Here is a 24,402-nt window from a genome sequence, read left to right as displayed (position 1 = left end):
ATTTTGGGAAATGATAACACCAAGGGGGGATTAACGTGCACATAACCGGATGGCCTACTTAGCGCTCCCACTATAGTCGCCACTTACGGGATAGCAATCCTTGGGATACTCTACTCTCTCAGGAAGCTCAGGGATCTTCCGGAGGAAAAGATATCGCTCCTCGGTCTTTTTGCCGCCGGAGTCTTCGCGGCCCAGATGGTCAACTTTCCGATAATCGGAGGCGTTAGCGGACACCTCCTCGGCGCGACGCTCGTGGCGGTGCTCCTTGGTCCATACGCGGCCGTGATCGTAATGACGGCGGTCTTGCTCATCCAGACCCTGCTCTTCGGCGACGGCGGGATAACTGCCCTCGGGGCTAATATCCTCAATATGGGACTAATTGGGGCGTTTATCGGCTACGCTATCTACAGCAGGCTCAGGGGCATCAATGAGGCCTTCGCAATGGGTATTGCAGCATGGACCTCCGTAGTTCTCGGGGCGGTGATGGCATCCATAGAAATCGGAGTAAGCAAGAGCGTGCCCTTCCTTAAGGTTCTTACGCTGATGACGGGATACCACGCAGTGAGAGGCATCGGTGAGGCGATCCTGACCGTGCTAATTGCCCAAGCCATTAGAATGAAGCTTCCCGAGGTTAAGGGGGTGCCGGCATGAAGGCGATCGCAAAGGGCATCCTCATAATTGTGATCATCCTGGCGGTCGTCCTCCCCTTAGCATCGAGCAACCCTGATGGCTTGAGGCTACGATGGAGAAGGTTAGCCTCGAGGAGGGTCCTATATACCACGCCCCACTCGACTACGGAGAAACATGGGGACAGGGCTTCGCGATGGGTTTGCTCGGAATTCTCCTGACTTTCGCCGTCGGCTATGGCATCGGAAAGCTCGCGAAGGGTGCCTAAGGTGTACCTCCCCTTCATCTTTATTTACGCCATCAGCGTCGTCACGAGAAAGAGCCTCGCCGAGCTGGCATACTTTACCCTGCTATTCGGATTAGTCCTTGCCTATGATGAGGCCCAAGAAGGGGACTTTACTTCACCTCGGCTTTCTCCTAGGATTTGAGGGGTTGGTCTTTTCTCTGACGCTCTTTAACCCCGGAAGGCCAATAGTCAACACCCCGCTTGGGCCAATAACCCACGAGGGCGTGCGTTCATTCCTGCTCCTGCTCGGCAAGGCATTCCTCTCATCGGGAGCCACGGTCGTCATCGTTAACTCGGTGGGCTTTTCGAGAATACTCGCCGAAATGGAGGCCCTGAAATTCTCCAATATTATAACGCTCACATTGGCTTTCACATACCGCTATCTCGACGTCTTCATCGGGGAGGCCATGAGGATGAAGCGGGCCCTTGACTCAAGGGCTTTCGGAATCGGCCGGCTGGAATATTACCGGAAGCTCGGTGCCCTTATCGGTGAAGTCTTCGTGAGGGCGTACATGAGAAGTGAAAGAGTTTATTGGGCTATGCTCTCTAGGGGCTTCGGTGAGTTCCCGAAGGTTGATGAAGGGGCCATACTCTATTTTGCTCCTTACTGCCCTCACCTTGGGGGGACTGCTCCTATGATAGAGCTCAGGAACGTTCACTTCTCCTACGGTGGAAGGGAAGTTCTCAGGGGTGTGAGCCTCAAGATAGAGCGAGGAGAGGTGTTCGGATTTCTCGGACCCAATGGGGCAGGGAAGAGCACGCTCCTCTTTCACCTGAACGGAATACTAAAGCCGAAGAGGGGAGAGGTTCTCGTGGAAGGCCTCAATCCAGCGAAAACCCGAAAGAAGTTAGGAGGAAGGTTGGCATACCAACAGTTTTTGAGGACGTGGCCCTTGGTCCCTACAACCTCGGCCTCCGGGGAGAAGAGCTCAGGGAGCGGGTTCTCTGGGCCTTGAGAAAGGTGGGCATGGAGATCCATGCAGACAGGGAAACTAGGGAGCTCAGCTTTGGTGAGAAGAAGCGGGTGGCGATAGCGACCGTCCTCGCCATGGGGCCCGAGGTTATAGTCTTCGACGAGCCCTTTGCAAACCTTGACTTTGGGGGAAAGGTTCTCGTGGAGAACATCATCAGGGAGCTAAGGACAGAGGGCAAAACCGTAATCCTCGCATCCCATGAGGCCGAGTACCTAATGCTTTGCGATAGGATTGCACCGATGGATGGGGGATAATAGTCAAAATTGGCACCCCCGAGGAGATCTTAGGGAATATCGAGCTCTTGAGAAGCCACAACCTGTCGGTTCCTCCGCTCGTGGAGATCTTCTTGAGGTTAGGGCTCGGCGTTCCAAGAAGCCTTGAGGATGCGAGAGAAAGGCTTAGAAGCATGATTTTTAAACATCAAAGCCATATTCAACAGTTGGTGAGCTCCCATGATACTAATACCGAAGGAGAAGCACGTGTATTCTTTTGGGCCGAATATGAAGCCCGTCGCAAGGGCAAAGCCTGGCGATATCGTGGTCTTTGAGACCATTGATGCCCTGGGAGGGCAGATAAAAGACGAAAGCGACACCATAGAGAAAATTGACTTCTCCCGTGTGAATCCTGCCACAGGCCCTCTCTACGTTGAAAACGCCAAGCGTGGCAAGGTCTTGGCCGTTGAGATCCTCGACATCGAGATTGCTGGTAGGGGGATTGTAGTTACGGCGCCAAAAGCAGGGGTTTTGGGAGATAAGGTTGAAAAACCAAGGACAAGGATATGCGAGATAAAAGACGGAACCGTCCACTTCGGAAACCTCAAAATACCGGTAAAGCCAATGATAGGGGTCATAGGTGTGGCTTACGATGAGGAAATCCCAACGGGAACACCGGGAAGGCACGGGGGAAACATGGACACGAATTTAATAACGAAAGGCACGATCCTGTATCTTCCGGTCTTCAAGGAAGGAGGACTTTTAGCGATAGGCGACCTGCATGCTGTCATGGGGGACGGGGAAGTTTGCGTTTCTGCGTGTGAAGTGTCGGGAAGGGTGAAAGTTAAAGTAGACGTCTTGGATGGCGTCCTCGAGTGGCCCCTCCTTGAAACGGCGGATGCCTACTACTTGCTCGTATCGATGGAAAAGTTGGACGATGCCATTAGGGAAGGCGTTGAGCTGGGGGTTGAGGCGCTCGCCAAGGCGAACGGGCTTGAATGGGACGATGCATACATGCTCGCGAGCCTCGTGATGGACGTCGAGATAAGCCAGCTGGTTGACCCGGCGAAAACGATCAGGGTGAGGATACCAAAGGAGTATGTCAGTTTAGAGGCGTTTTTCAAGGGATAGGAGGCACTAACTTTTTCTTTCTAGATATTCAGGATGAACAGCTTCACCAAGTTCCCACTTAAATACGCAGTTGTTTAATGATTAAATAAAATAAAATTAATAAGTTAGGAAGAAATTACTCCATTGCTTTCTCAAGAAGCTCAAGGCCTAGCTCGAGGTATTCTTGGGCCTTCTCCTCACTCTTGGCCTCGCTGAAAATCCTTATTATCGGCTCCGTTCCGCTGGCTCTCACGAGAACCCAGCCCTCCTCGAAGATTACCTTAACGCCATCGGTGGTGTCTATCCTGTAGCCCCTTCTCCTCGCAAGTTCCCCAACTTTCGCAACAACTGCCTTCCTGTCGCCCTCAACGTGCCTCTTGGTCTTTATCTGGTAATACTTTGGCAACTCATCGATGAGCTCACTGAACTTCTTGCCGCTCTTCGCGAATATCTCCACTACCTTCGCTACCGTCATCGCGCCGTCCCTTCCCAAAACGTGGTCCGGGAAGATGACGCCCCCGTTCTCCTCGCCGCCTATTGTTCCGGCGTGCTCAAGGAGAGCCCTTGCAACCACGAGGTCACCTACCTTCGTCCTGAGAACCTTAGCCCCATTGCGCTTCGCTATATCATCAAGCAGGTTAGAGGTAGCCACAGTAGTGACAAGCAGGCCACCCCCCCTTTCCCTGAGGACGGCATCAGCAACGAGGGCAAACGTCTTGTCTCCTTGGATGAAGCGCCCGTTTTCATCTATGAAGACGGCCCTATCTGCGTCGCCATCCTGAGCAACTCCAAAGTCCGCTCCAAGGGCCTTGACAATTTTCATTAATCCTTTGAGGTTCTCCTCGCTAGGTTCTGGGTTTCTGGCCGGGAAGTGGCCATCCGGATGTGCGTTGACGCTCACAACCTTACACCCGAGCTCCCGAAGGAGGTATGGCAACGTAAGGGAGCCGGCGCCGTTGGAGGTGTCAACGACTACAAATGGCTTTCTCTTCCTTATTGCATCCACGTCGACCTTGCTCTTTATCGCGTCGATGTACGGTCTTATGATATCCTCCCGTCTAACCCTACCTATCTCATCCCACTCTGCCCTGTCAAAGTCCTCCTTGAGGAAAATCTCCTCTACAATCGCTTCCCTTTCCTTCTTAAGGCCCATGCCGTTGGGCTCGAGGAGCTTTATTCCGTTGTATTCCGGAGGGTTATGACTGGCGGTGATTACTGCTCCCCCATCGGCCCTGAAATGTTTGCAGGCAAATTGAACTGCAGGCGTTGGTGCTATTCCAACGTCGATAACATTGACTCCAACACTCAGGAGGCCGCTTATTAAGGCGTTCTTGAGCATCTCCCCACTCACGCGCGTATCTCTGCCAACCACGACCCAAAGCTCCTTCGCTGGGTTCTCCCTCTTCAGCATCGTCCCGAAGGCCATGCCGAGCTTCAGGGCGAACTCTGGAGTTATATCCTCATTCGCTATTCCCCTAACGCCAAATGTCCCGAATAACTTTCCCATTCCCATCACCTCACGCAAGCATCGCAGCGAAGTCAAGGATTGCCCTCACGAAGACGTAGAGGGCGTATACGAAGGTGCCCGCTTGGAGCAGGGCCACCAAGGCCTTCAGGGGCTTGAGCTTCTCCGGGAAGAGTGGCATGGGAAGTCCCAGGAGTATCGTCCCGAAGAGATAAATTACCAAGCTCCTGATTGCTTGGACGTTCATGGGGACTCCGATGTCTGGTAGCTTCATAGTAACTACCTGGCCCGAAACCGGGATTCTCAGTTCGGCTCCCTTGAGACCCCACGTGAGCACGTAGGAAAGGACTAAGATAAAGAGGAGGGTGGAGAGGAGGTTTATAGAAAGGGAGGATATCCCGGAGCTGAATCTCTCCCAACCGTCACGCTCCCCCATGCTCACTCCCTTCCGTAGTCGTCTTGGAAGCGGACTATGTCGTCCTCGCCAAGGTACTCGCCTATCTGAGTCTCTATGACCTCAAGAACGACTTTGCCCGGATTCTCCAAGCGGTGCTTGACTCCAGCCGGAATAAAGGTGCTCTCGCCAGGCCTCAGTATGAGCTCCTTCTCGCCAACGATAACCTTGGCGGTTCCTCTGACAACGACCCAGTGCTCCGAGCGGTGGTAGTGCATCTGGAGGGAGAGTTTCTTTCCGGGCAGGACGGTTATGCGCTTTATCTTGTACCGGTCGCCCTCTTCAAGAACCGTGTAGGAGCCCCAAGGCCTGTAGGCAGTTCTGTGAACTAGTGCCCTCTCGTCTCCATCCTCCTTCAGCCTCTTGAAAACTTCCTTAACCTTCTGGGTCTCGCCCTTCTTCGCAACAAGGAGGGCATCGCCCGTATCTATTATCACGAGGTCCTCGACGCCGATCGTCGCCGTCAGGCGCTCCGTCATTATGAGGTTGTTCCGTGAGTCGACGTTTATGTACTTGGCCTTGAAGCCCTTCACCCTAACGGCATTACCGTTCTTATCCTTCTCCATAGCCTCATAGATGGCGTCGAAGCTCCCGAGGTCATTCCAGTAGGTGTTGAGTGGGACAACTGCGGCTTTATCCGTCTTCTCTAGTATTCCGTAGTCTACGCTCGTCTCCGGGGCGAGCTCATAAGCCTCTTCGATGGTCTTCGCCTCCTCAAAGGCCCTGACGAGCTCGGGTGCATGCTTCCTTGCCTCCTCCATGAAGATCTCCGTGCTGAACATGAACATCCCGCTGTTCCAGTAGTAACCGTTCTCCACGTAGCGCTTGGCGGTCTCATAATCGGGCTTCTCCTTGAACTCCGCCACTAGGTAGCCACCCTCCAGTTTTTCACCGGGTCTTATGTAGCCGTAACCCGTGTGCGGCTTAGTAGGCTTTATGCCGAAGGTCACGAGGTACTCCTCTGCGAGCTTCTTGGCTCTCTTAAAGGCCTCCATGTAGCTCTCGTTTACCTCTATCCTGTGATCGCTCGGCAGGACCGCGACCACGCTCCTGCCAAAGTTTTCCCTAATGACCTTGAGGCCCCAGTATATCGCCGGTAGCGTGTTCTTACCGACGGGCTCGAGGAGAACGTTCTCCTCCGGAACCCTGATTCCCAGCTCGTCGAGTTCATCAAAGACACGGAACCTGTATTCCCTGTTCGTCACTATAAATATCTCCTTGGGCTTCGAGAAGAGAAGGGCCCTCTCAATGGTGCTCTGGAAAAGAGAGCGGTCATCAAAGAGCTTTATGAACTGCTTAGGAAGAAGCTCCCTGCTGAGGGGCCAGAGCCTTGTCCCCTTCCCACCGGCCAGTACCAAAGTCTTCATCCAATCACCTCCAAGAGCTTTTCAATGGATGGAATATTTTTCGCTTTTGAATGCCTGAGGTCTCCAACTATGAACGCCCTGTCGACGACATCGAACATGGGAAGGTCGTTCTCCCCGTCCCCAACGGCCCAGCTCTCGACGGGGCCCACCTTGAGGTAAAGATCGAGCAGGACCCTTGCGGCACTTCCTTTGTCCGTATTTCCTGTAACGGTGTGGAAACGGCTCCCCCTCGTGACCTTTAGGCCTCGAGCCTTCAAAAGCTCAGCCCATCCATCCCTGGTCCATCTGAATACCGTCTCGCTGTACTCTCGCTTTACGGCGAGTTTTGCTAAGTCCCTCGGTAAGCCAGTAAAGGCTACGACCTCTTCGATGGTCGAGTTCCCGTAATATTTTAGGCCGTATTCTTGGGCTATCTCATCGAGCGCTTCCCTTATTGTTTCGTATCTCATTCCCAGCTCTATCACGATGTATTCTCCTTTTTCCCGGCCCTCAACTGGGAAGGGAAAGTAATCTTTGGGGATGAAGATGGCACTCCCATTCTCGACTATGAATGGATCCTCGACGCCGAGTGCCTGCCTGTAGTACTCGACCTCGGCCCTGGTCTTCGAGGTGTTGAAGACGATGATAAAGCCCTTCCTCTTGAGCGCCTTCACCACGGGACGTGCTAGTTCCGGAGAGTAGTCGTCGCCGATGAGGGTTTTATCGAGGTCTAGGAATATGGCCCTCATACCTCGAACCTCAGGAGGGTCTCTGCGCTGTTTTCTAGTACCTCCATCCACTCCTTCACGTCGATGTCCTTTATGGGCCTCATCACGGTGGGTTTCGGCGGCTCCTCGTTGGGGCCTATTATCCCGTGCTCCCTGAGGTCCTCGAGTATCCTCTTCCGAAGGTTCTCGGAGGCAAGCTTCGAGTGGTAGATAGTAGTTAGGCTTAGGAGTATCATCTCCTTCACATGCTCCTTACCCTTGTCTTCGTGGAAGTGCGGGTTGAGGGTTTCAATCTGGAATATCTCTATGCCCCGGTCGAAGACATCCTGAAACTCCTCGACGTTCTCCCAGCGACCAAAGCGCTCAAGGAGGTAAACTATCTCGTAGGGCTCTATGGAGTAGCCAGTCGAAAATGGCATTATCTCGGCAAGCTTCATCGTCATCGCATGCTCTCCCGCGTTGCCCGTGACCATTATAGTTGTCTCGAAGGCAGTCTGCTCGCTTATGAGCATGTTGAGGTAGTGGTTCGTTATCTCGCTGACCCTCCCCCATTTCCTGAAGTATAGGCTACCCTTCGTAACCTTAGGTTTATGCCTCCAGTGAAGCCTCACCATTGTGTAGTCACTCTCGCTCATCAGAAAGCCTGCGGCGTAGTCCTTCACGTATTCGTTGACAGAACCCGGAATGTAGTTGTCAGCATCGACAAACCCGACGTACTTAGCACCGATGGCCTTCGCAAGGAGGATTCCTATGAGCATGCCCTCTCCTTTACCGCTCCTCACGTTGCCCTTCTCATCCAGTATATCGGTATAGCCGACCTCCTTGAAGGCCTTGGCAAGGCCGGGGTCCCTCTGGTGAACCATGATTACCTTCGAATGCGTCAGGTTGTAGAAATGCCTGACCAAATCGACCTCCAGCTTGTACTGGTTGGGGCCTTCGCGCTTACTGTTAGAGACGATTATTATCGGACACTTATGAGGAATCGCCTTAAGGACGCCATCCACGAGGTGAAGCTTTTCGTCCTTCATGGGGACGACTATCGCCATCTCACCCAGCGTTGAGTATATCTTCTCCCTTGGAACGTTCGTTATGGTGTATATGGGAACCTCTTCGGTTTCGGTGTCCATCTTTATGACTTTCTGGAGCTCATAAATTTTCACGGCGCCAAATATCTCCTTGTAAACGGGAGCTTCGAGAAGCATCTAACCACCCCGGGTTTATAGACGGCGAGGAAATATATAAAAGTTCGGACGCATCACTTGGTTTCCTCAAAAAGCCACCGGAGGTAGGGTTCATTCACATCGCTCGCGTCAATCCTTATTATCGCCGGAACCGTGTAGGGATGTTCTTCCTCCAGCCTCGCCTTTAGGGTCTCCCACAGCTCCTCCTTCGTCTTCAATATCGCCCCTACCTCAGTGTCCTCCTCTATCTTCCCCTGCCACCAATAGAAGGCCTTGTGCTCCCTGAGGTTGACACAGGCAATGAGTCTCTCCTCCAAAAGCTTCTTTACAACCCTTTCGGCACTCTCCCAGTCCGGGAACGTCGTGTAAACGAGTATCATGCTCATTCACTCACCCCCATAAACCCCACGTAGTATCTGCCCCTTACCCTTATGAGTCTATAAACCCTTCCCTCTTCGAGCTCCATCTTGGGCCTCTCTATCTCGAAGGTCTCGTAGGTCTGCATGTCCATAAACTGAGCCTCCTTCGGCGTCAGGTTCATGAGGAGGGCCTTCCTCTCCTCGTGCTCCACTAGGTCAATCCCATCCCTCTTCACGGTCCTCCAGTCCCTGTGCTCCTCGCTCCAGTCCTCAAGATTCCTGAGCTTAAGCCCTTTGCCATCCACACGCTCGACAACGTAAACGCGCCCGTGCTTATCCCCAACCACGTCCCCCTTCCTGAACTTCGGTAGCCTGATTGTGACGCTTGTCCTGTAGATCTCCTTGCTGGTCTGTCTGTCAAGGCCGACGAGCTCGTAGGCCTCGCTTATCGTCCCGCCGAAGCGCTCCCTTATGGCTTGGGCAAGTTTTCTGGCACTAGAAGTTGAACCCATGTAGAAGTCAATTCCTTCCTCCTTCTCTATCGTGTCTTGGATGAAGCCCATTCTGTCCCTCTTCATTATCTCATCGACCTTAGCCTGGACGAGCCTCGTTATTTCCTCCCTCTCTTCCTTCGTGAACTCCCTGCCCTCCACCCTCACTTGGAGGATGGCCTCGTAGTAGCCCGCGAGGAACCTTTGGCATCTCGGGCAGACCGTCTGACGGACGTAAACGGTGACCCTTCTCGTCTCGTCGTGGGGCTCGACCTGGAGCTCGTGGATTCTGGCCTTGGCACGCACCTCGTAGATAATTATGGCAGGAAAATAGTCCACGTGCCAGTCAACGGGCCTGAAGGCCACGAGGGCTCTCCCGACGGGCGGCTCCCTTTCTTCGATATCCTCCCACCCAACTATCTCGAAGTCCTTCACACGGACCAGGCATTCCTCGAGGCTCTCAATAAGGGTGTTCTCGGCAACCTCGAATATGAGGGCTGGGAGCTCGTAGTTCTGGGGGTCCACCCAAACGCCCCCCTTTTTATAGCTCCCGCAGTTCTGACATAGCTCCGTGTTTTTCTCCGGCTCTAGGAGAAGGATGGGATTCTCCCTGCGGAAACACACCTGACAGAGGCCGTCTATGAGAGGGCCACCCTCTTCTTCGCTTATCCCACACCGATAACAGAACCTCATAGTCCATCACCACAGCATCTTGGCCATCTGGGCGTGGGGAACCCCCTGAATGCGGAGCACCCTCTCCTCATCCACGTATCCCAACTCTATTGCCTTTCCTACGCACCTCTCACCAACGAGATTCGCTATCGTTGCCTCCTTGAGGAAGTCGGCGAGGGCATCGACCTCCACGAGCTCCCCCTTGTAGAACCTCTCCTTCACATCTAACCTTAGCTCTCCTTCTCTGAAGGTTTTCCCAAGGAGTTCCTCGTCGCAGGCTGCAAGAAGAACTTCACCTTGAACCCTATAGACCTTAATGTATACCTTTCCCGACATACTAACCCCTCAGAAGTAAATGGTGCGGGGGCGGGGATTTGAACCCCGGAACCCCTACGGGACGGGACCCTCAATCCCGCGCCTTTGACCAGGCTCGGCAACCCCCGCTCCGTCCCGCTTGTTGTCGGGTTATAGTTCGACGGGGAAGCACTTATAAAGTTTTCGCCGGCCGCCGTCGGGAAGGGGGTTATAAAAGGGATTATCCAAGATAGACCCGAGAGGCACCCTTGGGAGGAGGTTCGGGAATATGGGGGCTCGTGAAGGTCATCAAGGCAAGACTTATGGCCGTGGTCAAAGTAGGGAACTTCAGTGTTGACAGGTGAAGGCCCGAGGTGAAGCATCTATGACCCCCGACCGCTTCTTAGGCCTTGATGATAATGTGGCCAGGCTGAAGGGGATACTCGGAAAGCTTGGCATTGAATGTGCCCGGACGATAGAGGAGCGGGTCGATCTCCAGTTTGACGCCCTGAGGAACCTCTGGAAGAACCTTGGGGACGAGGAACCTTTTCTCAAGCTCGTTATCGCGAACGCCGTCGTCAGCTATCAGCTGAGCGGGAAGGGTGAGGACTGGTGGTGGGAGTTTTCGCAGTACTTTTCAAAGAACCCGCCGAGGGGAAGCATAGCCGAAGCCTACGCCCGGTTTCTTCCCCAATCTAAGACCAACCGAAGGCTGGTTGGGAGAAAGGTAGCCCGTCTCCGGAAGCTTGAGCCCTTCCTTGCTCGTCTGGACCTTGGGAGACTGAGATACTACTACCGGAACATGCTCTCCCTTCAGAGCAACTTGGCCAATGTTCTTGGCACGGGAAAAAGCACAAAAACAGTTGTGTTCGCGGTTAAGATGTTCGGCTACGCCTGTCGGATAACCTTTGGGGAGTTTCGACCCTACCCAATGGAAATCCCAATCCCCGAGGATGTTAGGATAAGAGCCTATACGAGACGGTTTACAAGAGAGCCGCCTGCGACCTTCTGGAGCCGAATAGCGAGGGACGTTGGTATTCCGCCACTTCACATAGACTCAATCCTCTGGCCGGTTCTTGGCGGCGATGAAAGGGTTATTGAGAGGCTGAGGAGGCACTGCAAAAAAGCGGACCTCGTCCTTGAACTCGCAAACCTTGGCACAAATGTTAACGGTCAACATCCTTAAAAACTCAAGCCTCGTAATATAGAGATGGTGATGCCAAATGCTGAGCGAAAGGATGCTTAAGGCACTCAATGAGCAGATAAACAAGGAGCTATTTTCCGCATATTTCTACCTTGGGATAGCTGCCTACTTCAAGGACAAGGGGCTTGAGGGCTTCGCCAAATGGATGGAGGCCCAGGCTGAGGAGGAGCTTGGCCACGCGATGAGGATATACGACTATGTCTTCAACCGCGGAGGCAAGGTCGAGCTTTATGAGATTGAAAAGCCAAAGCAGGACTTCGAGAGCCCGCTCAAGGCCTTCGAGGCCGTTTATCTCCATGAGGTAGGGGTCACACAGTCCATATTCAAGCTCGTCGAGCTGGCTCAGGAGGAAAATGACCACGCAACATACAACTTCCTCCAGTGGTTCGTCGAAGAGCAGGTAGAGGAGGAGGCCTCGACAAAGGCGATACTCGACAAGCTCAAGATAATCGGCGACAATCCCCAAGCCTTATTCATGCTCGACAGAGAGCTTGGCCAGAGACAGGCAAAGCTCGGGACCTTGATCCAAGATAAGGAGTGATTTTCAGTGTCCACGGAGGATAGGATTTGGATCCTGGTAACTCCAGAGAGGTGCAGTGGCTGCAGGCTGTGCGAGGTAGCCTGTTCCTTGGAGCACGAGGGGGTAATCTGGCCGGAAGCATCGCGCATAAGGATATATGAGCTCCTCCCGGGGGTCAACGTCCCCCACACATGCGTCCAGTGTCAGGATTATCCCTGCGTAAAAGCGTGCAACTTTGATGCTCTGAGCGTGGACGAGAAAACGGGAGCAGTTCTCGTTGACGAGGAGAAGTGTACCACGTGTGGAGCCTGCGTCTTAGCATGTCCAGGCAACGTCCCAAGGATTCCTGTGGGCAAGGGAAGCGTCGTCATCTGTGACCTTTGTGAGGGAAATCCAAAGTGCGTAGAGGTTTGTCATGAAGCAGGGCACGATGCACTAACGCTAGTAAAAGGCCAGTACCGCTCCGTCTACAGAACCTTCGCGAAGGATCCGGTTGAGAAGAGCATCGAGCTTGCGAGGAAGCTCTATGGGGAGGAGTTCCTGGGGTGATACCGTGCACGGCTACACCGGAAAACTCATAGACGTTGATTTGGGCACTGGAAAAGTTAAAACCGTTGAAATAGATGAAGAAATGCTCCGCTTCTACGGCGGCAGGGGGCTTGGAACTTACATCCTGTGGAAGGAGCTTGGGGAAAGGTGGGAAAAAGTTGATCCGCTCGGTGAAGAGAACCTTCTGCTGATCCTCACCGGGCCGCTGACGGGCTACTACCCAGGGATAAAGACTTCTGTGGTAGCCAAATCGCCCGAGAGCAACGGTGTCGTTGGCAGTGTCCTTAGCAGTGAGGTAGGTCTTGAGCTCAAAGCGAGCGGCTACGACGGGATAATAATTCGCGGCAAGGCTAAGGAGCCCGTCTATCTTTTCATAAACGACGACGAGGTTGAGATCCGCGACGCGTCCAAGTACTGGGGAATGGGTGGAATAGAGCTCCACAAGACCCTCCTCAGGGAAGTCCACGATGAGCTTAGGAAAAAGGCTAGGCTGAGGGGCGTTCCCAAGGAGCCCGCCATGATGTACATCGGAAGGGGTGGAGAGAAGAAGGTGCGCTTTTCTGCGATAATGAGCAAGCTTATGCACGCTGCTGGCTACGGCGGTTACGGTGCCGTGATGGGGAGTAAGAATCTGAAGGCGATTCTGGTTAAGGGAAGCGGACCTCTCCCAGCTGTTCATGACAGGGATAAAGTCAAGGCCATGCTGAGGGAATTCTGGAGGGAGCTGTTCCAAATGACAACTTTTAGACAGTGGGGAACGGGAGCGGGAGGCTACAGCGTTGGAAAGGACCGCTCAAGCGAACCGATTAAAAACTGGCAGGAGGAGTACCACGACGACGAGAGGATAAGTGTGGTGAACTTCGAGCTGAAGGCCTGGGTGAAGAAGTACTGGGCCGATTACGGCTGTCCGGTCAACTGCATGAAGATATCCTACCTCCGCTACGGAGAGTACAAAGGAGCCATAACGGACGCGCCCGACTACGAGCTGATGGCATACATGGGAACAAACCTCGGCATCTTCGAGCCCGAGAAGATAATCTACCTCTCTTACTTGGTTGACGAACTCGGCTTGGATGGCATAAACGCCGGCAACGTCCTCGGCTTTGCGGCAGAGCTTTACCAGCGCGGAATCCTCACGGAGGAGGACATCGGATTCAAGCTTGAGTGGGGAGATGAGAAGGCCTTCGCAAAGCTACTTGAGCTGATAGTTGAAAGGAAGGGCATCGGGGAGATACTGGCCGAAGGCACCTACCGGGCCGCGCTTAGAATCTCCGAGATGAAGGGCGTTGATGTCCTCAAGTATGCCGTCCACGTCAAGGGCATTGGCGTTGGTGCCCACGGAGTTAGGAGCGGCCTCGACTACACGAAAGAGATAAGCTACGCCGTCTCCGTTCAGGGAGGCGACCACACAGCAACTGCCGGTTTGCCGGCGAAAAGCTACGAGGGCGAGCTGGTGAATGCATTCTATGACTCTGCGGTGATATGCATGTTCACAACTAAACCCGGCTTTGAAAAAATCATCGAGTTCGGAAACGCGGTTACGGGCTTCGACTTAACCCCTGAGAAGTGGTTTAACGAGGTCGGCCTTAGAATAATCCACCTCCAGAGAATCCTTCTCCTTCTCGGCGGCCCTGATGTTTATTGGGATCCAAGGAAGGATGACGATAATCCGCAGAGGTTCTACGAACCTCTGCCGAGCGGCCCCATGAAAGGGAAGGCTCCCACAATGGAGGATATCATGGAAAAGCGCAAGCAGTACTATGCGGAAATCGGCTACGACGAGAACGGCATACCAAGGGAGGACGTTCTTGAGGAGCTAGGCCTCGGTGAGGCGAAGCGTGAAGTCAGGAGGATAAGGAAGCGCCTCGGTCTCTGACATTACTTTTTTTTGAGGTGGGCCTATGAAAGTCGTGCTTATCCTCTACGGGGAGCTGGCTCTTAAGTTTTCACCCAGGAGCGAGGTGGAGGTTGAGGAGGGAACCACGATTGGAGAGCTTCTCAGAAAGCTTGGGATAAGTGCGGAGGAGCATCATATACTAGTAAACGAGAAAAAGGTAAGTGAGGACCACGTTCTGAAAGAAGGCGATATCGTGAAGCTCCTGCCCGTAGTTTTTGGGGGTTGATGGAATTTAATCGCGACAGAAATAGGAAGATTTGGCCGGTTTGCCTACTCATTTTTGCCCAGCAACGTATAAAAAGGGCAATCCTTATTCAAACTTGGTGAAAGAAATGAACCCGAAGGAGTTCAAAAAGATAGCCCTCGTCGGAGCATCTAAGAACCCAGCCAAGTATGGGAACATTATCCTCCATGATCTGCTTGGCAAAGGGTTTGAGGTTCTTCCAGTTAATCCCAACCACGAGGATATCGAGGGGCTGAAGTGCTACAAGAGCGTGAAGGAGCTTCCAAAGGACGTGGACGTAATAGTATTCGTAGTTCCTCCGGAAGTCGGCATTCAAGTGGCGAAGGAAGCCATCGAGGCGGGCTTTAAGAGGCTTTGGTTCCAGCCCGGCGCCGAGAGCGAGGAGATTAGAGAGCTCTTAGAGAGCCACGGCGTCGAATACAGCTTCGGGAAGTGCATAATGGTGGAGACAAGCGACAGAAAAATGTTCTTGGAGGTGTGAGTGATGAAATTCTACTATGTCAGACGTTTTGAGGAGGATCTATGACTTCGTGTGGGAGCGCTTCAAGAGGAGGCTCGAGGATGGGGGAACTAGCGTTTGTCCACAACCTCCTCGCTCTTCTTCATGACCGCCGTGCCATAGCCGACAAAGAGCACCCTGTCGGGGTCAAGGGCCTTCACGACCTCGGGTCTGTGGGTGATTATCACCGCGGTTATGCCAGCCTCACGGATTATCTCGGCAACTTTCCTTGCCACCCTCATTGCCGTCAGAGTGTCGAGGTGGGCCGCAAACTCGTCTATCAGGAGGAGATTTGGCCTCTCGGCAAGCAGGGATGCAATCTTGGCCCTCTCTTTCTGGCCCGTCGAGAGCTCACTGAAACGGGCCCTGTAGAGTACGGCGTCGCTGAGTCCGGCCCTGTTGAGAACCTCCACGGCCGCGTTCAGGTCCTTAATCTTCCTGTAAACGTGCTCCAGTATGCTCTCTGAACCGAAGGACGGCTCGAATTCACCGGGAATTAGGACTGACACCCTCACGTTCCTAGGGACCTTAACTTCACCGCTCGTGGGCCTGTACTTCTCTTCCCAATAGCCCTTCGCCGCACCTAGTATTAGGCGGAGGAGGGTAGTCTTACCGGCCCCGCTCGCCCCAACGACGGCTATGAGCTCTCCCGGCCTTATCTCAAAGTTGAGGTTTCTCAAGACAGGCCTCTGGATTACACGGTGCCTTACGCCAAAGGCCTTCAGGAGCTCCTGAATGTCATCCGGCAATCCTTTGATGTCCAGCTCGCTCTCGAAGACCTTTGAGACGTTCCTGAAGACTATGGGCCCACTTAGAGGCTCCACCTTCCCGTAGCTTGGCCTCCAGAGGGGCCCCTTGGGGGCGTGGGGGTCTTCCCTGAAGTAGCGGTCTAGATACTTTGCTGCCTCGTCTGTGAGTGGGTATATGAGGACTGGCCTTCCGCTGGCGGTCTCCCAAACGAACCTGAAGCCGACCTTCTCGAAGAAGGGGTTGTAGCGGGCCATCTGGGCTATCGTCTCGACGAAGTGCTTCTTCTTCCTCATTTCCGGAATTCTTCTCTCGGCAATCCACTCGAGCGCCGCTCTAACGCTTAATTGGCCTAATCCGTCGGAGCGATAGTCCGGATGGACAACGACCCTTGCTATTCTAGCCCCTGCGGTATCGCTCTCCCTGAGGGCCCTCTCTTTCGCCTTCTCCCAAAGGAGCGAGCGAGCTATCTTCCTGGGGTACTTTTTCTTGAGCTCCTCGTAGAGCTCCTTCATTATTTTTTCGGGCCAGAAGCTTGGTTTGAGCCAGTCCTCAGGAAAGACTTTCTCTCTAATGTTTTTGTCCACGCTACCATCGGGAAGGCGTCGGTGCATTAGGGGAATGGGCGGGTCGATGCGGACGTAGGCGAGGACCCTCGGCTCGTACTCCTCCCTCTTGACGAGCTCCAGGAGCAGGAAGCGTGAGGCGGGCGTCGAGCCCTTTATCTCGAGGATGTGGACTTTTTCGCTCCCACATTTAGGACAAGGGGGCCTTGTGTTGGCCTCGATTATCATCCCACACTTCTCACACCGCCAGAGGGCGACCTTCTCCTTCTGGCTGGCGTAGTGATACTGTTCCAGCTCCGCTATCGCCTCAAAGTCACTCTCGTACGTCGCCTCCCTTGCCCTTATCTCGTAGGTGTAGAGGAGTTCGCCCGTCAATGGGGAGAAGCGTTTGGCCTTATACGTTTTGACCCAGAGGGGCCAGACCTTGACCTTCTCTCCCTTGTAGAACTTGTAAAGCTCATAATCATCGAAGTCGAGGAGCCTAACTCCGTCAACGGTCCTAGGCGGGTTCTTAATGTGTATCTCGACTTCGTCCCCTTCCACAAGCCACTGGGCAATCCCGCTCATGTAGAGCCTGTATATCTCGCCGCCAACGTCTACATCAAGGATTCCAAACCACCGGTGCTTGAAGCGGGGCACCTTGCCCGCCACGATCTTGCCCCTCAGTATCACCAGAACCACCATAAAGATTGGGGCGGGGTCATTTAATAACTGTTCCCTAGTCGTGGAAAACCCTTTTAAGCTCATGGATGATTTGTCCAGCATGAAGGTCAGGGTCACAACGACGCTCATCCTGCTATCCATAGCCTCTCTCATTATTGCCCTCTCACTTGGCTCAGTCAGGATACCCCTTTCCGAGGTTTTCTCATCTCTGAGCCCCTCCATGGTCTCCGAGTGCCTTCGGGGAGGGAACGTGGGCTCAAACGCCTACATAATCCTCAAGATACGGTTGCCGAGGGTTCTACTTGCCTATATCGTGGGCTTCTCCTTGGCATCGGCCGGCACGGCCTCGCAGGCTCTCTTTAAGAATCCGCTCGCCGACCCATATATCCTCGGCATAAGCGGCGGGGCCTCGGTTGGGGCGGCCCTTGCCATGGTTTACGCCCCGAAGTACGTGGGCTTAGCTGCTCTGGTAGGTGCCCTCTTGGCTGTTTACATCGTCTATGGTCTGGCAAAGGTGGATGGGCACGTTCCCGTGGACGTCTTACTCCTAGCAGGAATAGCTCTTGGATTCTTCTCTCACGCCTTAACCTCCTACATCCTCTACGTGAACAGGGAAGAGATTCACGCTGGGATACTCTGGCTCATGGGGACCTTCAGCCTGGCCGACTGGGGGAAGCTCGCCGTCATGATTGGTGCCGTTCTAGTGGGCTTCTCCCTTCTCATGTTTAGCTGGAGGGAGCTCAACCTCCTTCTCCTGGGAGAGGAGAGCGTGGCCCTCGGCCTCGATGTTAACCTATACAGGAAGCTGGTGATAGCGGCGATATCCCTCCTCACGGGGGTGGCCGTCGCAAACAGCGGGATAATAGGGTTCGTGGGCCTCGTGAGTCCTCACGTTATGAGGCTCATCGTGGGGCCCAATCATAGGCGGCTCCTTCCGGCGGCCGCCCTCTTTGGTGGTGTTCTCATGGTTCTCTCTGACCTGATATCGAGGGTGGTGATAGCCCCGGCAGAAGTCCCCGTAGGGATAATTACGGCACTCTTTGGGGCACCCTTCTTCACTTACCTCCTCGTCAGGAGGAAGAGGGGGGAGCTCTATGCCTGAGCTGAGTGTCGAGGTCTCCTTTTCCTACGGCAGGAAAAGGATACTTGAGGGCGCCTCGTTCTCGGCGAGAAAGGGAGAGCTTCTATCCATAATTGGGCCAAACGGGGCCGGTAAGTCCACGCTCCTCAAGTGCATCGTTGGGATACTGAGGCCAACTGGCCGGGTGAGCTACGATGGTGTTGATTTGTTGGCCCTTAAGCCTAGGGAGCGGGCCTGCTACGTCGCTTATGTCCCTCAAAGCTCCTTCCCCGAGTTCGCCTTCACCGTGGAGGAATTCGTTGAGATGGGTACATATGCAACGGGCGGAGACGTGAGGGATGCCCTGGAGAGGGTAGGGCTCTGGGAAAGGAGGGGTGAGCTCATAACGAGGCTCAGCGGCGGTGAATATCAGCTCGCCCTAATAGCGAGGGCGCTCGCCCAAGGGAGCGACGTCCTGCTCTTGGATGAGCCCACCTCACACCTCGACGTGAATCATGCCGTGAGTATTATGGAGCTCCTCGAGGAACTCAAGGAGGAGAAAGTCGTGGTGACAGTTCTCCATGACCTCAACCTCGCCCTGCAGTACTCGGACAGAATCGTAATCCTTCGAGAGGGCCGCGTCTTCTGGGAGGGGAGGAGGGAAGAGCTTGAGGAGAATGTTCTGGGGGCCGTTTACGGAATACCTCTGCGGATAAGGGAGGTCGAAGGTAGGCTAGTAGTCGTCCCGTAATTTTAATAAGCCGTGTGCTGAGCTTTCTCCCATGAGGTTCTTCGTCTCGGGGATGCCAGGTGTCGGCAAGACAACCCTCGCGAAGAGGATAGCGGAGGCTTTGAGGGAGAAGGGATACTCCGTCGGTGGGATGATAACTGAGGAAGTGAGGAGTGGTGGGAGACGGGTTGGTTTCCGGGTGGTGGCCCTTGATACGGGTGAAGTCGGAAGGCTTGCCTACGTCGGTCAGGGATACCCCCGGGTCGGGAAGTACGTTGTTGACGTTGAGGGCCTTGAGAGGGTCGGCGTTCCGGCCATAAGGAGGGCTATTGAAAGCGCTGACGTAGTGATAATTGATGAAATCGGGGCAATGGAGTTCAAGAGCAACGAGTTCGTGAGGGTTCTTGGGGAGGCTCTAAAGGCAGAGAAGCCCCTACTCGCAACCGTCCACAGGAGGTACGTGGATAGGTACAGGGTGCTCGGCGAGTACTACTGGCTGACGCCCGAGAACAGGAACTCAGTCTTCATGGAGGTTCTTTCGGCACTACTGAGGGTGCTGGGGAATGAGAACGCAGGTTATTAAGCCAAGAATTAGGGAGATACTATCTAGAGAGCTTCCACCCGAGCTCCTTGAGAAGCTGCCTAAGCACTGGGTCAGGATAGGGGATGTTCTTCTTCTCCCCCTGAGGCCCGAGCTCGAACCCTACAAGCGCCGGATAGCGGAAGTTTATGCTCAGGTTCTGGGTGTCAAGACGGTTCTCAGGAAGGGTCACATAAGGGGGGAGACCAGGAAGCCGGACTTCGAGCTTCTATATGGAAATGACACGATCACGGTTCACATTGAGAACGGCGTGAAGTACAAGCTGGATGTCGCGAGGATAATGTTCTCCCCAGCCAACGTCAAGGAGAGGGTGAGGATGGCCGAAGTGGCAAAACCAGGGGAGCTGGTCGTTGATATGTTCGCGGGCATAGGCCACTTGAGCCTCCCCATGGCTGTTCATAAGCGGGCGAGGGTAATAGTTATAGAGAAGGATCCCTACACCTTTCGCTTTTTAGTGGAAAATATCTGGCTGAATGGCGTTCAAGACCTCGTCACGCCATACAACATGGACAACCGCAACTTTCCAGCCGAGAATATCGCCGACAGGGTTCTGATGGGATACGTCGTTAGGACGCATGAGTTTATTCCCAAAGCCCTAAGCATAGCGAAGGATGAGGCGATAATCCACTATCACAACACGGTTCCCGAGAGGCTCATGCCGGAGGAGCCGTTCCGAACGTTCCGGAAGGTCGCCGGAGAGCTCGGGTACGAGGTCGAGAAGCTCAATGAACTTGTCATAAAGCGCTACGCCCCCGGCGTTTGGCACGTTGTTGTTGATGTGAAGGTTTACAAGAGTTGAAAAGGGGTAAATCCTATGGTCACGCTCATAGCCCTTGGGGAGGCGCCCAACAGGGAGGGTGTGAAGTACGTCGGGAGGCTCCTGGTGAGGGAGGGTCTTGTCGACGATTTCCGGCTGGTGGAGGCTCTCACCCTCCAAGGGCTTCCCGGAATCCCCGAAGATAAGTGCTACATCGTAGGAGAGCACCTGGCCACCTACGGGATTCTCAAAAGGGTGAAGCCGGGGAGGATAATAAGTGTGGATGCTCACACGGATCTTATGCATGACTACCTTGACCACGGTTCATGGCTTGCCTATGCCCTGGAGGAGAGAGTCGTTGAGAGGGCCGCCGTCATAGGACCCGTCCTCATGATTCCGGCTACCGAAAAATCTCGGCTCTGGACGAGGAGGGTGAGGATTTATCCAGCCATCCCAAGGAGCAGGAAAACGGGAAGGGGATGGAGGACTTATGTGAACTTGAGGAGCCACGGTGTTTTGGGTGTGGTCGAGGACGCCAGACGATACCTTGGTCCTGCCATATATTTAACGGTGGATCTTGACGTCCTGAGACCTGAATATAGGATAGCAAGGTTCCAGCACGGGGAACTCTGCCTCGAGGAGCTCCTTGAGCTCATCGAGGCGATTGGGGAGGTGTTCACGGTTAGGGCCTTTGACATGGCCGAGATCTCCGACAGGGTGAAGAAATCACAGCTTGGAAGGAGAGCCGTGTTGGAGGTCTTTCAGGCCCTGAAGGAGGTGATTGAATGATAACAGATGAGGAGATTCGGAAGATCATAGCCCCTCTCCTCCTTTCAGGAGCTAAGATGCTGGACAAGCACTGCCCCAAGTGTGGTGCTCCTCTCTTCGAAAAGGATGGAAAGGTCTTCTGTCCGGTCTGTGAGTACAGGGAGAAGAAGCGCAGGGAGGAGATGAGGAGCGTTGAGGAAGTTCTTCTTGAGAAGCTGAGGGAACTTGCCAGCTCTCTGCCCAAAGATATTGAGGCGCTGGAGAGGCACCTTGAGGTCATGGAAAAGCTTATCACGGTCATCGAAAGATACAGGCGTCTGGAGGGAGGGACATGAAGCACCTGAAGGTTCTCAAGGCACTTGAGAATGGTCCCAAGACGGTTGAGGAGATAGCTGAGGAAACCGGAATTGGGCCAATGGAAGTGAGGCGCTACTTACTTCGCTTCGCAGAGAGCGGAAAGGTCGGGAGCTACCGGAAGGACGGAAAGCTCTACTGGAAGCTGAAGGAGAGGGACGAGCTCGGGGAGGAGTTCAAGTACGTTTGAGCCCTTTCATATTTGGATTGGAGCTTGAGTAAAAATTCAAATAGTTTTTTATACGTGTCAGCAGTACTTATGATGGTGATGTCTCGTGGCAAAGTTCGCACTATGGTGGGTTAGGTGGAATTGTTCTGACTACGAGTCAAGGATGACCGTTGGAGGCAGGAAGGCCACCCCGAGGACTTCAGAGGGAGGGGTTTTGATAGAGTCGTTGCACTTGATGGGGAGGGGGAGGTTCCCACTATACCGGCCCGTATTATGATTCAGGACGCAACGATGGGAAAGAATTCGCAACATGGGTAGCAAACCATATACGCGAGATTCCGGTGTACACAACGATACCCTTCAAGCGTCCTGATGGGGGCCAAAGGGACCAGACACTGATTCCATTTAAATACTCCGGCGTGAACTCGTACTATAAAGGCTGGATTGATGGTGTTCTGAGCGTTAACAACGGCAACCTCCGGGGCTTTTACTGGAGCTACGAGAGCTGTCTTCAAACCAGCAACTATGGCAAGAACGTTTCTAAGGAATTCATCCAATACATGTACGACTACATCCACGACCATTGGCTGGAGTTGATCTGGATTCCGGCAACTAATGATAGAGGCGTGTCGTATTTGAGCAATGATGCGTTTGACGGGATTCTCAAAGTTGGCGGCTACTTTGATTACGTATTCGTTCAGCCAAATTACTATCAGAACAAAAACTGCATAACAAACGTTCCCGTACTCATATAAGAAACTCGTTGAGAAAATCAGGTACATTCACGATGGGCTGCAAAAACAAGTCAGGAAACAAAATCCAAACACTGTAATCTCAATAGAGATGGAAGCAGACAGGACAGTCCTGGGCATTCCGTGCGGATATTCGGTCAGATGCGCCGAAAACAAAACTATCGTCATTCTGTTCCTCTCCCTCACCCTCTTTTCCAGAGCGGTGGTTTCAGTTGAATCAGGCGGTTACGTCTATAACGTTCGGTACTCCGTCATCTCCAACGGAAGCGACGCTTTTGTCCCTCTCCTCATCCTCACTTACGAGCCATACTGTCCTCCCCTCTCAGGAATCAACTGCGCCAACGCAACCACCGGGGAGGTTCTTGGGGGAAATGAGTACCTTTTTTATTTCAATGACGCCCAGCTCTACATTCTCAACTTCACGCCTGCGTTCAGAGCTCTTTATCCAAACTATAGCACCCTCCTTGACCAGTTCAGGGCCCTCTACCACTACACCCTTAGACATTCTCTCAACGGTGCGCGCTTCATAAACGGAAGCTGGTACCTGGACCTCACGTTCTACCCTCCGATGACTCATGTCTATGGTATCTACCGCTTCAATCCCAGTAAATTCTGCATTGAGCCGGTCAATGTCAGGATGAGGGGTTTCACGTTACCCTCCAGCGTTGGAGGGTTGGCGTTGTTAAGCGTCCTTTCAAAAGACTGCCTCCTGGCAGTCAAAAACTCTGAGGGGTGGCCTCTAAACGATAACCCTAATCCGGGTTTGCCGGTAGGGGTAACGGGCCGAAGACCCGGCCTGCGGGCTGAACCGAAACTGGTAACGGGGGTAGGTGATGGGCCCGCGAACCGAACCGCCTCTGGCGAGGGGTTAACTCGTTGGAACCCTCGCCCTTCAGGGCGGGGAGGAGGTCAGTGGTTCCCGGACAGTGTCAAGATAGCCAACGTGACGGTCTGCAAGACCAGTGCGGATACATCTACCAAGACCGTTGAGACCAACGGCACAACCTACACAACAAAGATGTCTCCCAATACAACGAAAACACCAACCAACACAAAAGAAACCAAAAAGGGCATCTGCGGACCAGGGCTGATAAGTTTGCTCGTAGTGATTCCGTTAATCCTCAGAAGGCGTTAGCTCTCCTCTCTTTTTAACGCAGGTAGGGTAGCAAAATGGCACATAAAGAACAAAGGAAAAGAGGAATCAGATCTTCTCTCCCTTGTCCCAGTATTCGTTGAACTTGGACTTGAAGAGCTCAACGATGCGGTAGTCCTTTATCCAGACCTGGGTCTCGTAGTTGAAGTATCTTGCTGCAATGTCCTCGAGGGCGAAGAATACCTCCTCGTCGCAGATGAGCATTGGTATATCGATTTTCTCGATAGCCCTAATCTCTATCTTGCCCTTCTTGGCATACTCGATCAGCTTGGAGCCCTTGAGCCTTGGTAGGAGGGACTTCGTGAGGACGACCTTTATCTTGACGCCCTTGTCAGCGGCCGCGAGTATATCCTCCTCAAGGTTCACGGCAATAAAGCCGTCATCCGCTAGGAGTATTTCCTTTTCAACTTCCTCCAGCATTTCCTTGGTCTTGAGGGTGGAGTTCTTGATACCTCTGACGACCCAGACTCTCTCAACGCCGTACTTGGGAACCTCCGTCTCTATGAGGGGAGCCATAAGCTCAAGAAGCTCCTCCTTAGCCTTCTTCTTGGCTTCCAACTCCTCCTTAACGCGCTCCTGCCACTCCTCAATGAACTTCTCTAGGATGTTGGCCGGGTGGACGGGCCTGTACTTGTTGGTCTTGCCGGGCTGGCTCATTGCAAAGCCCTTCTTCTCGAGGCTCCTAAGGACATCGTAAGTTCTTGGGGCAGGAACCTCAGAAACGCTGGCCAATTCGGCGGGGGTAAGGACTCCAAACGCCACGAGGGCAACGTAAGCTCTGGCCTCGTATAAGTTAAGCTCAAAGTGTTCTTGTAAAAGCTCGACCATTCTCTCCTTGCTCATGGTTACCACCGCCATATACTTGTCAATAGGTTTTGGAAGCTTCTAGTATATAAGTTTTTCTCAATTGAAGATAAAAATCATTAGATGTATGATCAAAATTGCTGGATACTCGGGCGAATTTGAGGAA

At 53.5% G+C, this 24,402-nt stretch carries 28 protein-coding genes, 1 tRNA gene and 2 pseudogenes; 20 read left to right on the top strand and 11 right to left on the bottom strand.

From position 1 onward, the window contains the following. The first annotated feature begins 72 nt into the window (after positions 1-72). From PYCH_RS03455 to PYCH_RS03435, 5 genes and pseudogenes are all read left to right on the top strand, one after another. Complete coding sequence (locus PYCH_RS03455) at positions 73-651, top strand: energy-coupling factor ABC transporter permease (RefSeq protein WP_048058187.1); 579 nt, start codon at positions 73-75, stop codon at positions 649-651. Beyond that, a pseudogene (locus tag PYCH_RS03450) lies at positions 648-895 on the top strand (PDGLE domain-containing protein). The gene PYCH_RS03455 and the pseudogene PYCH_RS03450 overlap by 4 nt, the downstream one beginning before the upstream one ends. A 1-nt stretch (position 896) precedes the next feature. Further along, positions 897-1,055, top strand: a complete 159-nt coding sequence (locus tag PYCH_RS10315) for a hypothetical protein (protein ID WP_013905448.1) — start codon at positions 897-899, stop codon at positions 1,053-1,055. Then, positions 1,000-2,141, top strand: a pseudogene (locus tag PYCH_RS10330) (ATP-binding cassette domain-containing protein). The gene PYCH_RS10315 and the pseudogene PYCH_RS10330 overlap by 56 nt, the downstream one beginning before the upstream one ends. 198 nt (positions 2,142-2,339) lie before the next feature. Further along, entirely contained in the window at positions 2,340-3,230 is an 891-nt protein-coding gene (locus PYCH_RS03435) for an acetamidase/formamidase family protein (protein WP_013905445.1), read from the top strand. Positions 3,231-3,345: 115 nt separating this feature from the next. On the opposite strand, the gene glmM is transcribed toward PYCH_RS03435, so the two are convergent. The 9 genes from glmM to PYCH_RS03390 form a co-directional block, all read right to left on the bottom strand. Beyond that, positions 3,346-4,716 (bottom strand): phosphoglucosamine mutase, encoded by a 1,371-nt coding sequence (gene glmM / locus PYCH_RS03430; protein ID WP_013905444.1) that lies wholly within the window; start codon positions 4,714-4,716, stop codon positions 3,346-3,348. A gap of 10 nt (positions 4,717-4,726) precedes the next feature. Continuing rightward, entirely contained in the window at positions 4,727-5,110 is a 384-nt protein-coding gene (locus tag PYCH_RS03425; protein WP_013905443.1) for a hypothetical protein, read from the bottom strand. 2 nt (positions 5,111-5,112) lie between these two features. Continuing rightward, positions 5,113-6,495 (bottom strand): mannose-1-phosphate guanylyltransferase/mannose-6-phosphate isomerase, encoded by a 1,383-nt coding sequence (locus PYCH_RS03420; RefSeq protein WP_013905442.1) that lies wholly within the window; start codon positions 6,493-6,495, stop codon positions 5,113-5,115. Then, on the bottom strand, positions 6,492-7,223 hold the full coding sequence (mpgP, locus tag PYCH_RS03415) for a mannosyl-3-phosphoglycerate phosphatase (RefSeq protein WP_013905441.1): 732 nt from the start codon (positions 7,221-7,223) through the stop codon (positions 6,492-6,494). The genes PYCH_RS03420 and mpgP overlap by 4 nt, the downstream gene beginning before the upstream one ends. Beyond that, the gene (gene mpgS, locus PYCH_RS03410) at positions 7,220-8,404 is read right to left on the bottom strand and encodes a mannosyl-3-phosphoglycerate synthase (protein WP_013905440.1); all 1,185 of its coding nucleotides are present in this window, start codon (positions 8,402-8,404) and stop codon (positions 7,220-7,222) included. Before mpgS ends, mpgP begins: the two co-directional genes overlap by 4 nt. 53 nt (positions 8,405-8,457) lie before the next feature. Further along, positions 8,458-8,763 carry a divalent-cation tolerance protein CutA gene (gene cutA / locus PYCH_RS03405; RefSeq protein WP_048058357.1) on the bottom strand — a complete coding sequence of 102 codons (306 nt, stop codon included), beginning with the start codon at positions 8,761-8,763 and terminating at the stop codon, positions 8,458-8,460. Between the two features lie 2 nt (positions 8,764-8,765). After that, positions 8,766-9,926: a 60S ribosomal export protein NMD3 gene (locus PYCH_RS03400; RefSeq protein ID WP_013905438.1), complete on the bottom strand. Its 1,161-nt coding sequence runs from the start codon at positions 9,924-9,926 to the stop codon at positions 8,766-8,768. A 6-nt stretch (positions 9,927-9,932) separates the two neighbouring features. After that, complete coding sequence (locus PYCH_RS03395; protein WP_013905437.1) at positions 9,933-10,241, bottom strand: DUF424 domain-containing protein; 309 nt, start codon at positions 10,239-10,241, stop codon at positions 9,933-9,935. A 20-nt stretch (positions 10,242-10,261) separates the two neighbouring features. After that, a tRNA-Leu gene (locus PYCH_RS03390) sits at positions 10,262-10,349 on the bottom strand. 235 nt (positions 10,350-10,584) lie between these two features. Here PYCH_RS03390 and PYCH_RS03385 point away from each other — a divergent pair. From PYCH_RS03385 to PYCH_RS03360, 6 genes are all read left to right on the top strand, one after another. Further along, positions 10,585-11,385 carry an N-glycosylase/DNA lyase gene (locus PYCH_RS03385; protein WP_013905436.1) on the top strand — a complete coding sequence of 267 codons (801 nt, stop codon included), beginning with the start codon at positions 10,585-10,587 and terminating at the stop codon, positions 11,383-11,385. A 37-nt stretch (positions 11,386-11,422) separates the two neighbouring features. Beyond that, positions 11,423-11,944 carry a ferritin gene (locus PYCH_RS03380; protein WP_013905435.1) on the top strand — a complete coding sequence of 174 codons (522 nt, stop codon included), beginning with the start codon at positions 11,423-11,425 and terminating at the stop codon, positions 11,942-11,944. A gap of 6 nt (positions 11,945-11,950) precedes the next feature. Continuing rightward, positions 11,951-12,472, top strand: a complete 522-nt coding sequence (locus tag PYCH_RS03375) for a 4Fe-4S dicluster domain-containing protein (protein ID WP_013905434.1) — start codon at positions 11,951-11,953, stop codon at positions 12,470-12,472. 4 nt (positions 12,473-12,476) lie between these two features. After that, a complete protein-coding gene (locus PYCH_RS03370; RefSeq protein WP_013905433.1) occupies positions 12,477-14,348 on the top strand; it encodes an aldehyde ferredoxin oxidoreductase family protein in 1,872 nt (623 codons plus the stop codon). Between the two features lie 25 nt (positions 14,349-14,373). Beyond that, complete coding sequence (locus tag PYCH_RS03365) at positions 14,374-14,595, top strand: MoaD/ThiS family protein (RefSeq protein ID WP_013905432.1); 222 nt, start codon at positions 14,374-14,376, stop codon at positions 14,593-14,595. Between the two features lie 106 nt (positions 14,596-14,701). Beyond that, a complete protein-coding gene (locus PYCH_RS03360) occupies positions 14,702-15,094 on the top strand; it encodes a CoA-binding protein (RefSeq protein ID WP_013905431.1) in 393 nt (130 codons plus the stop codon). Between the two features lie 89 nt (positions 15,095-15,183). Here the strand turns inward: PYCH_RS03360 and PYCH_RS03355 are convergent, their stop codons facing one another. Beyond that, entirely contained in the window at positions 15,184-17,097 is a 1,914-nt protein-coding gene (locus PYCH_RS03355) for a GNAT family N-acetyltransferase (RefSeq protein ID WP_048058186.1), read from the bottom strand. Positions 17,098-17,188: 91 nt separating this feature from the next. Here PYCH_RS03355 and PYCH_RS03350 point away from each other — a divergent pair, with 91 nt between their 5' ends. The 9 genes from PYCH_RS03350 to PYCH_RS03310 all read left to right on the top strand — a co-directional run bounded on the left by PYCH_RS03350 (position 17,189) and on the right by PYCH_RS03310 (position 23,414). Continuing rightward, positions 17,189-18,190: a FecCD family ABC transporter permease gene (locus PYCH_RS03350; RefSeq protein ID WP_048058185.1), complete on the top strand. Its 1,002-nt coding sequence runs from the start codon at positions 17,189-17,191 to the stop codon at positions 18,188-18,190. Next, a complete protein-coding gene (locus PYCH_RS03345) occupies positions 18,183-18,899 on the top strand; it encodes an ABC transporter ATP-binding protein (protein WP_013905428.1) in 717 nt (238 codons plus the stop codon). Before PYCH_RS03350 ends, PYCH_RS03345 begins: the two co-directional genes overlap by 8 nt. A 31-nt stretch (positions 18,900-18,930) precedes the next feature. Then, complete coding sequence (locus PYCH_RS03340) at positions 18,931-19,461, top strand: NTPase (protein WP_013905427.1); 531 nt, start codon at positions 18,931-18,933, stop codon at positions 19,459-19,461. Next, the gene (taw2, locus tag PYCH_RS03335; protein WP_013905426.1) at positions 19,442-20,278 is read left to right on the top strand and encodes a tRNA(Phe) (4-demethylwyosine(37)-C(7)) aminocarboxypropyltransferase Taw2; all 837 of its coding nucleotides are present in this window, start codon (positions 19,442-19,444) and stop codon (positions 20,276-20,278) included. The genes PYCH_RS03340 and taw2 overlap by 20 nt, the downstream gene beginning before the upstream one ends. Before the next feature lie 15 nt (positions 20,279-20,293). Beyond that, the gene (locus PYCH_RS03330) at positions 20,294-21,025 is read left to right on the top strand and encodes an arginase family protein (protein WP_013905425.1); all 732 of its coding nucleotides are present in this window, start codon (positions 20,294-20,296) and stop codon (positions 21,023-21,025) included. Beyond that, positions 21,022-21,339, top strand: coding sequence for an Sjogren's syndrome/scleroderma autoantigen 1 family protein (locus PYCH_RS03325; RefSeq protein ID WP_013905424.1), 318 nt, complete (start codon positions 21,022-21,024; stop codon positions 21,337-21,339). The genes PYCH_RS03330 and PYCH_RS03325 overlap by 4 nt, the downstream gene beginning before the upstream one ends. Beyond that, positions 21,336-21,548, top strand: a complete 213-nt coding sequence (locus PYCH_RS03320; protein ID WP_013905423.1) for a helix-turn-helix domain-containing protein — start codon at positions 21,336-21,338, stop codon at positions 21,546-21,548. Before PYCH_RS03325 ends, PYCH_RS03320 begins: the two co-directional genes overlap by 4 nt. Before the next feature lie 398 nt (positions 21,549-21,946). Beyond that, a complete protein-coding gene (locus tag PYCH_RS03315) occupies positions 21,947-22,282 on the top strand; it encodes a DUF4855 domain-containing protein (RefSeq protein ID WP_158306784.1) in 336 nt (111 codons plus the stop codon). Positions 22,283-22,370: 88 nt separating this feature from the next. Then, positions 22,371-23,414 carry a CGP-CTERM sorting domain-containing protein gene (locus PYCH_RS03310; protein ID WP_013905421.1) on the top strand — a complete coding sequence of 348 codons (1,044 nt, stop codon included), beginning with the start codon at positions 22,371-22,373 and terminating at the stop codon, positions 23,412-23,414. Positions 23,415-23,480: 66 nt separating this feature from the next. Here PYCH_RS03310 and trmBL2 read toward each other — a convergent pair whose 3' ends face one another. Continuing rightward, positions 23,481-24,275, bottom strand: coding sequence for an HTH-type transcriptional regulator TrmBL2 (trmBL2, locus tag PYCH_RS03305; RefSeq protein ID WP_013905420.1), 795 nt, complete (start codon positions 24,273-24,275; stop codon positions 23,481-23,483). Between the last annotated feature and the right edge of the window lie 127 nt (positions 24,276-24,402).

The organism is Pyrococcus yayanosii CH1 (assembly GCF_000215995.1).
GTDB classification, from domain to species: Archaea; Methanobacteriota_B; Thermococci; order Thermococcales; family Thermococcaceae; genus Pyrococcus; species Pyrococcus yayanosii.
This window is presented reverse-complemented; position numbering and strand designations above follow the sequence as displayed.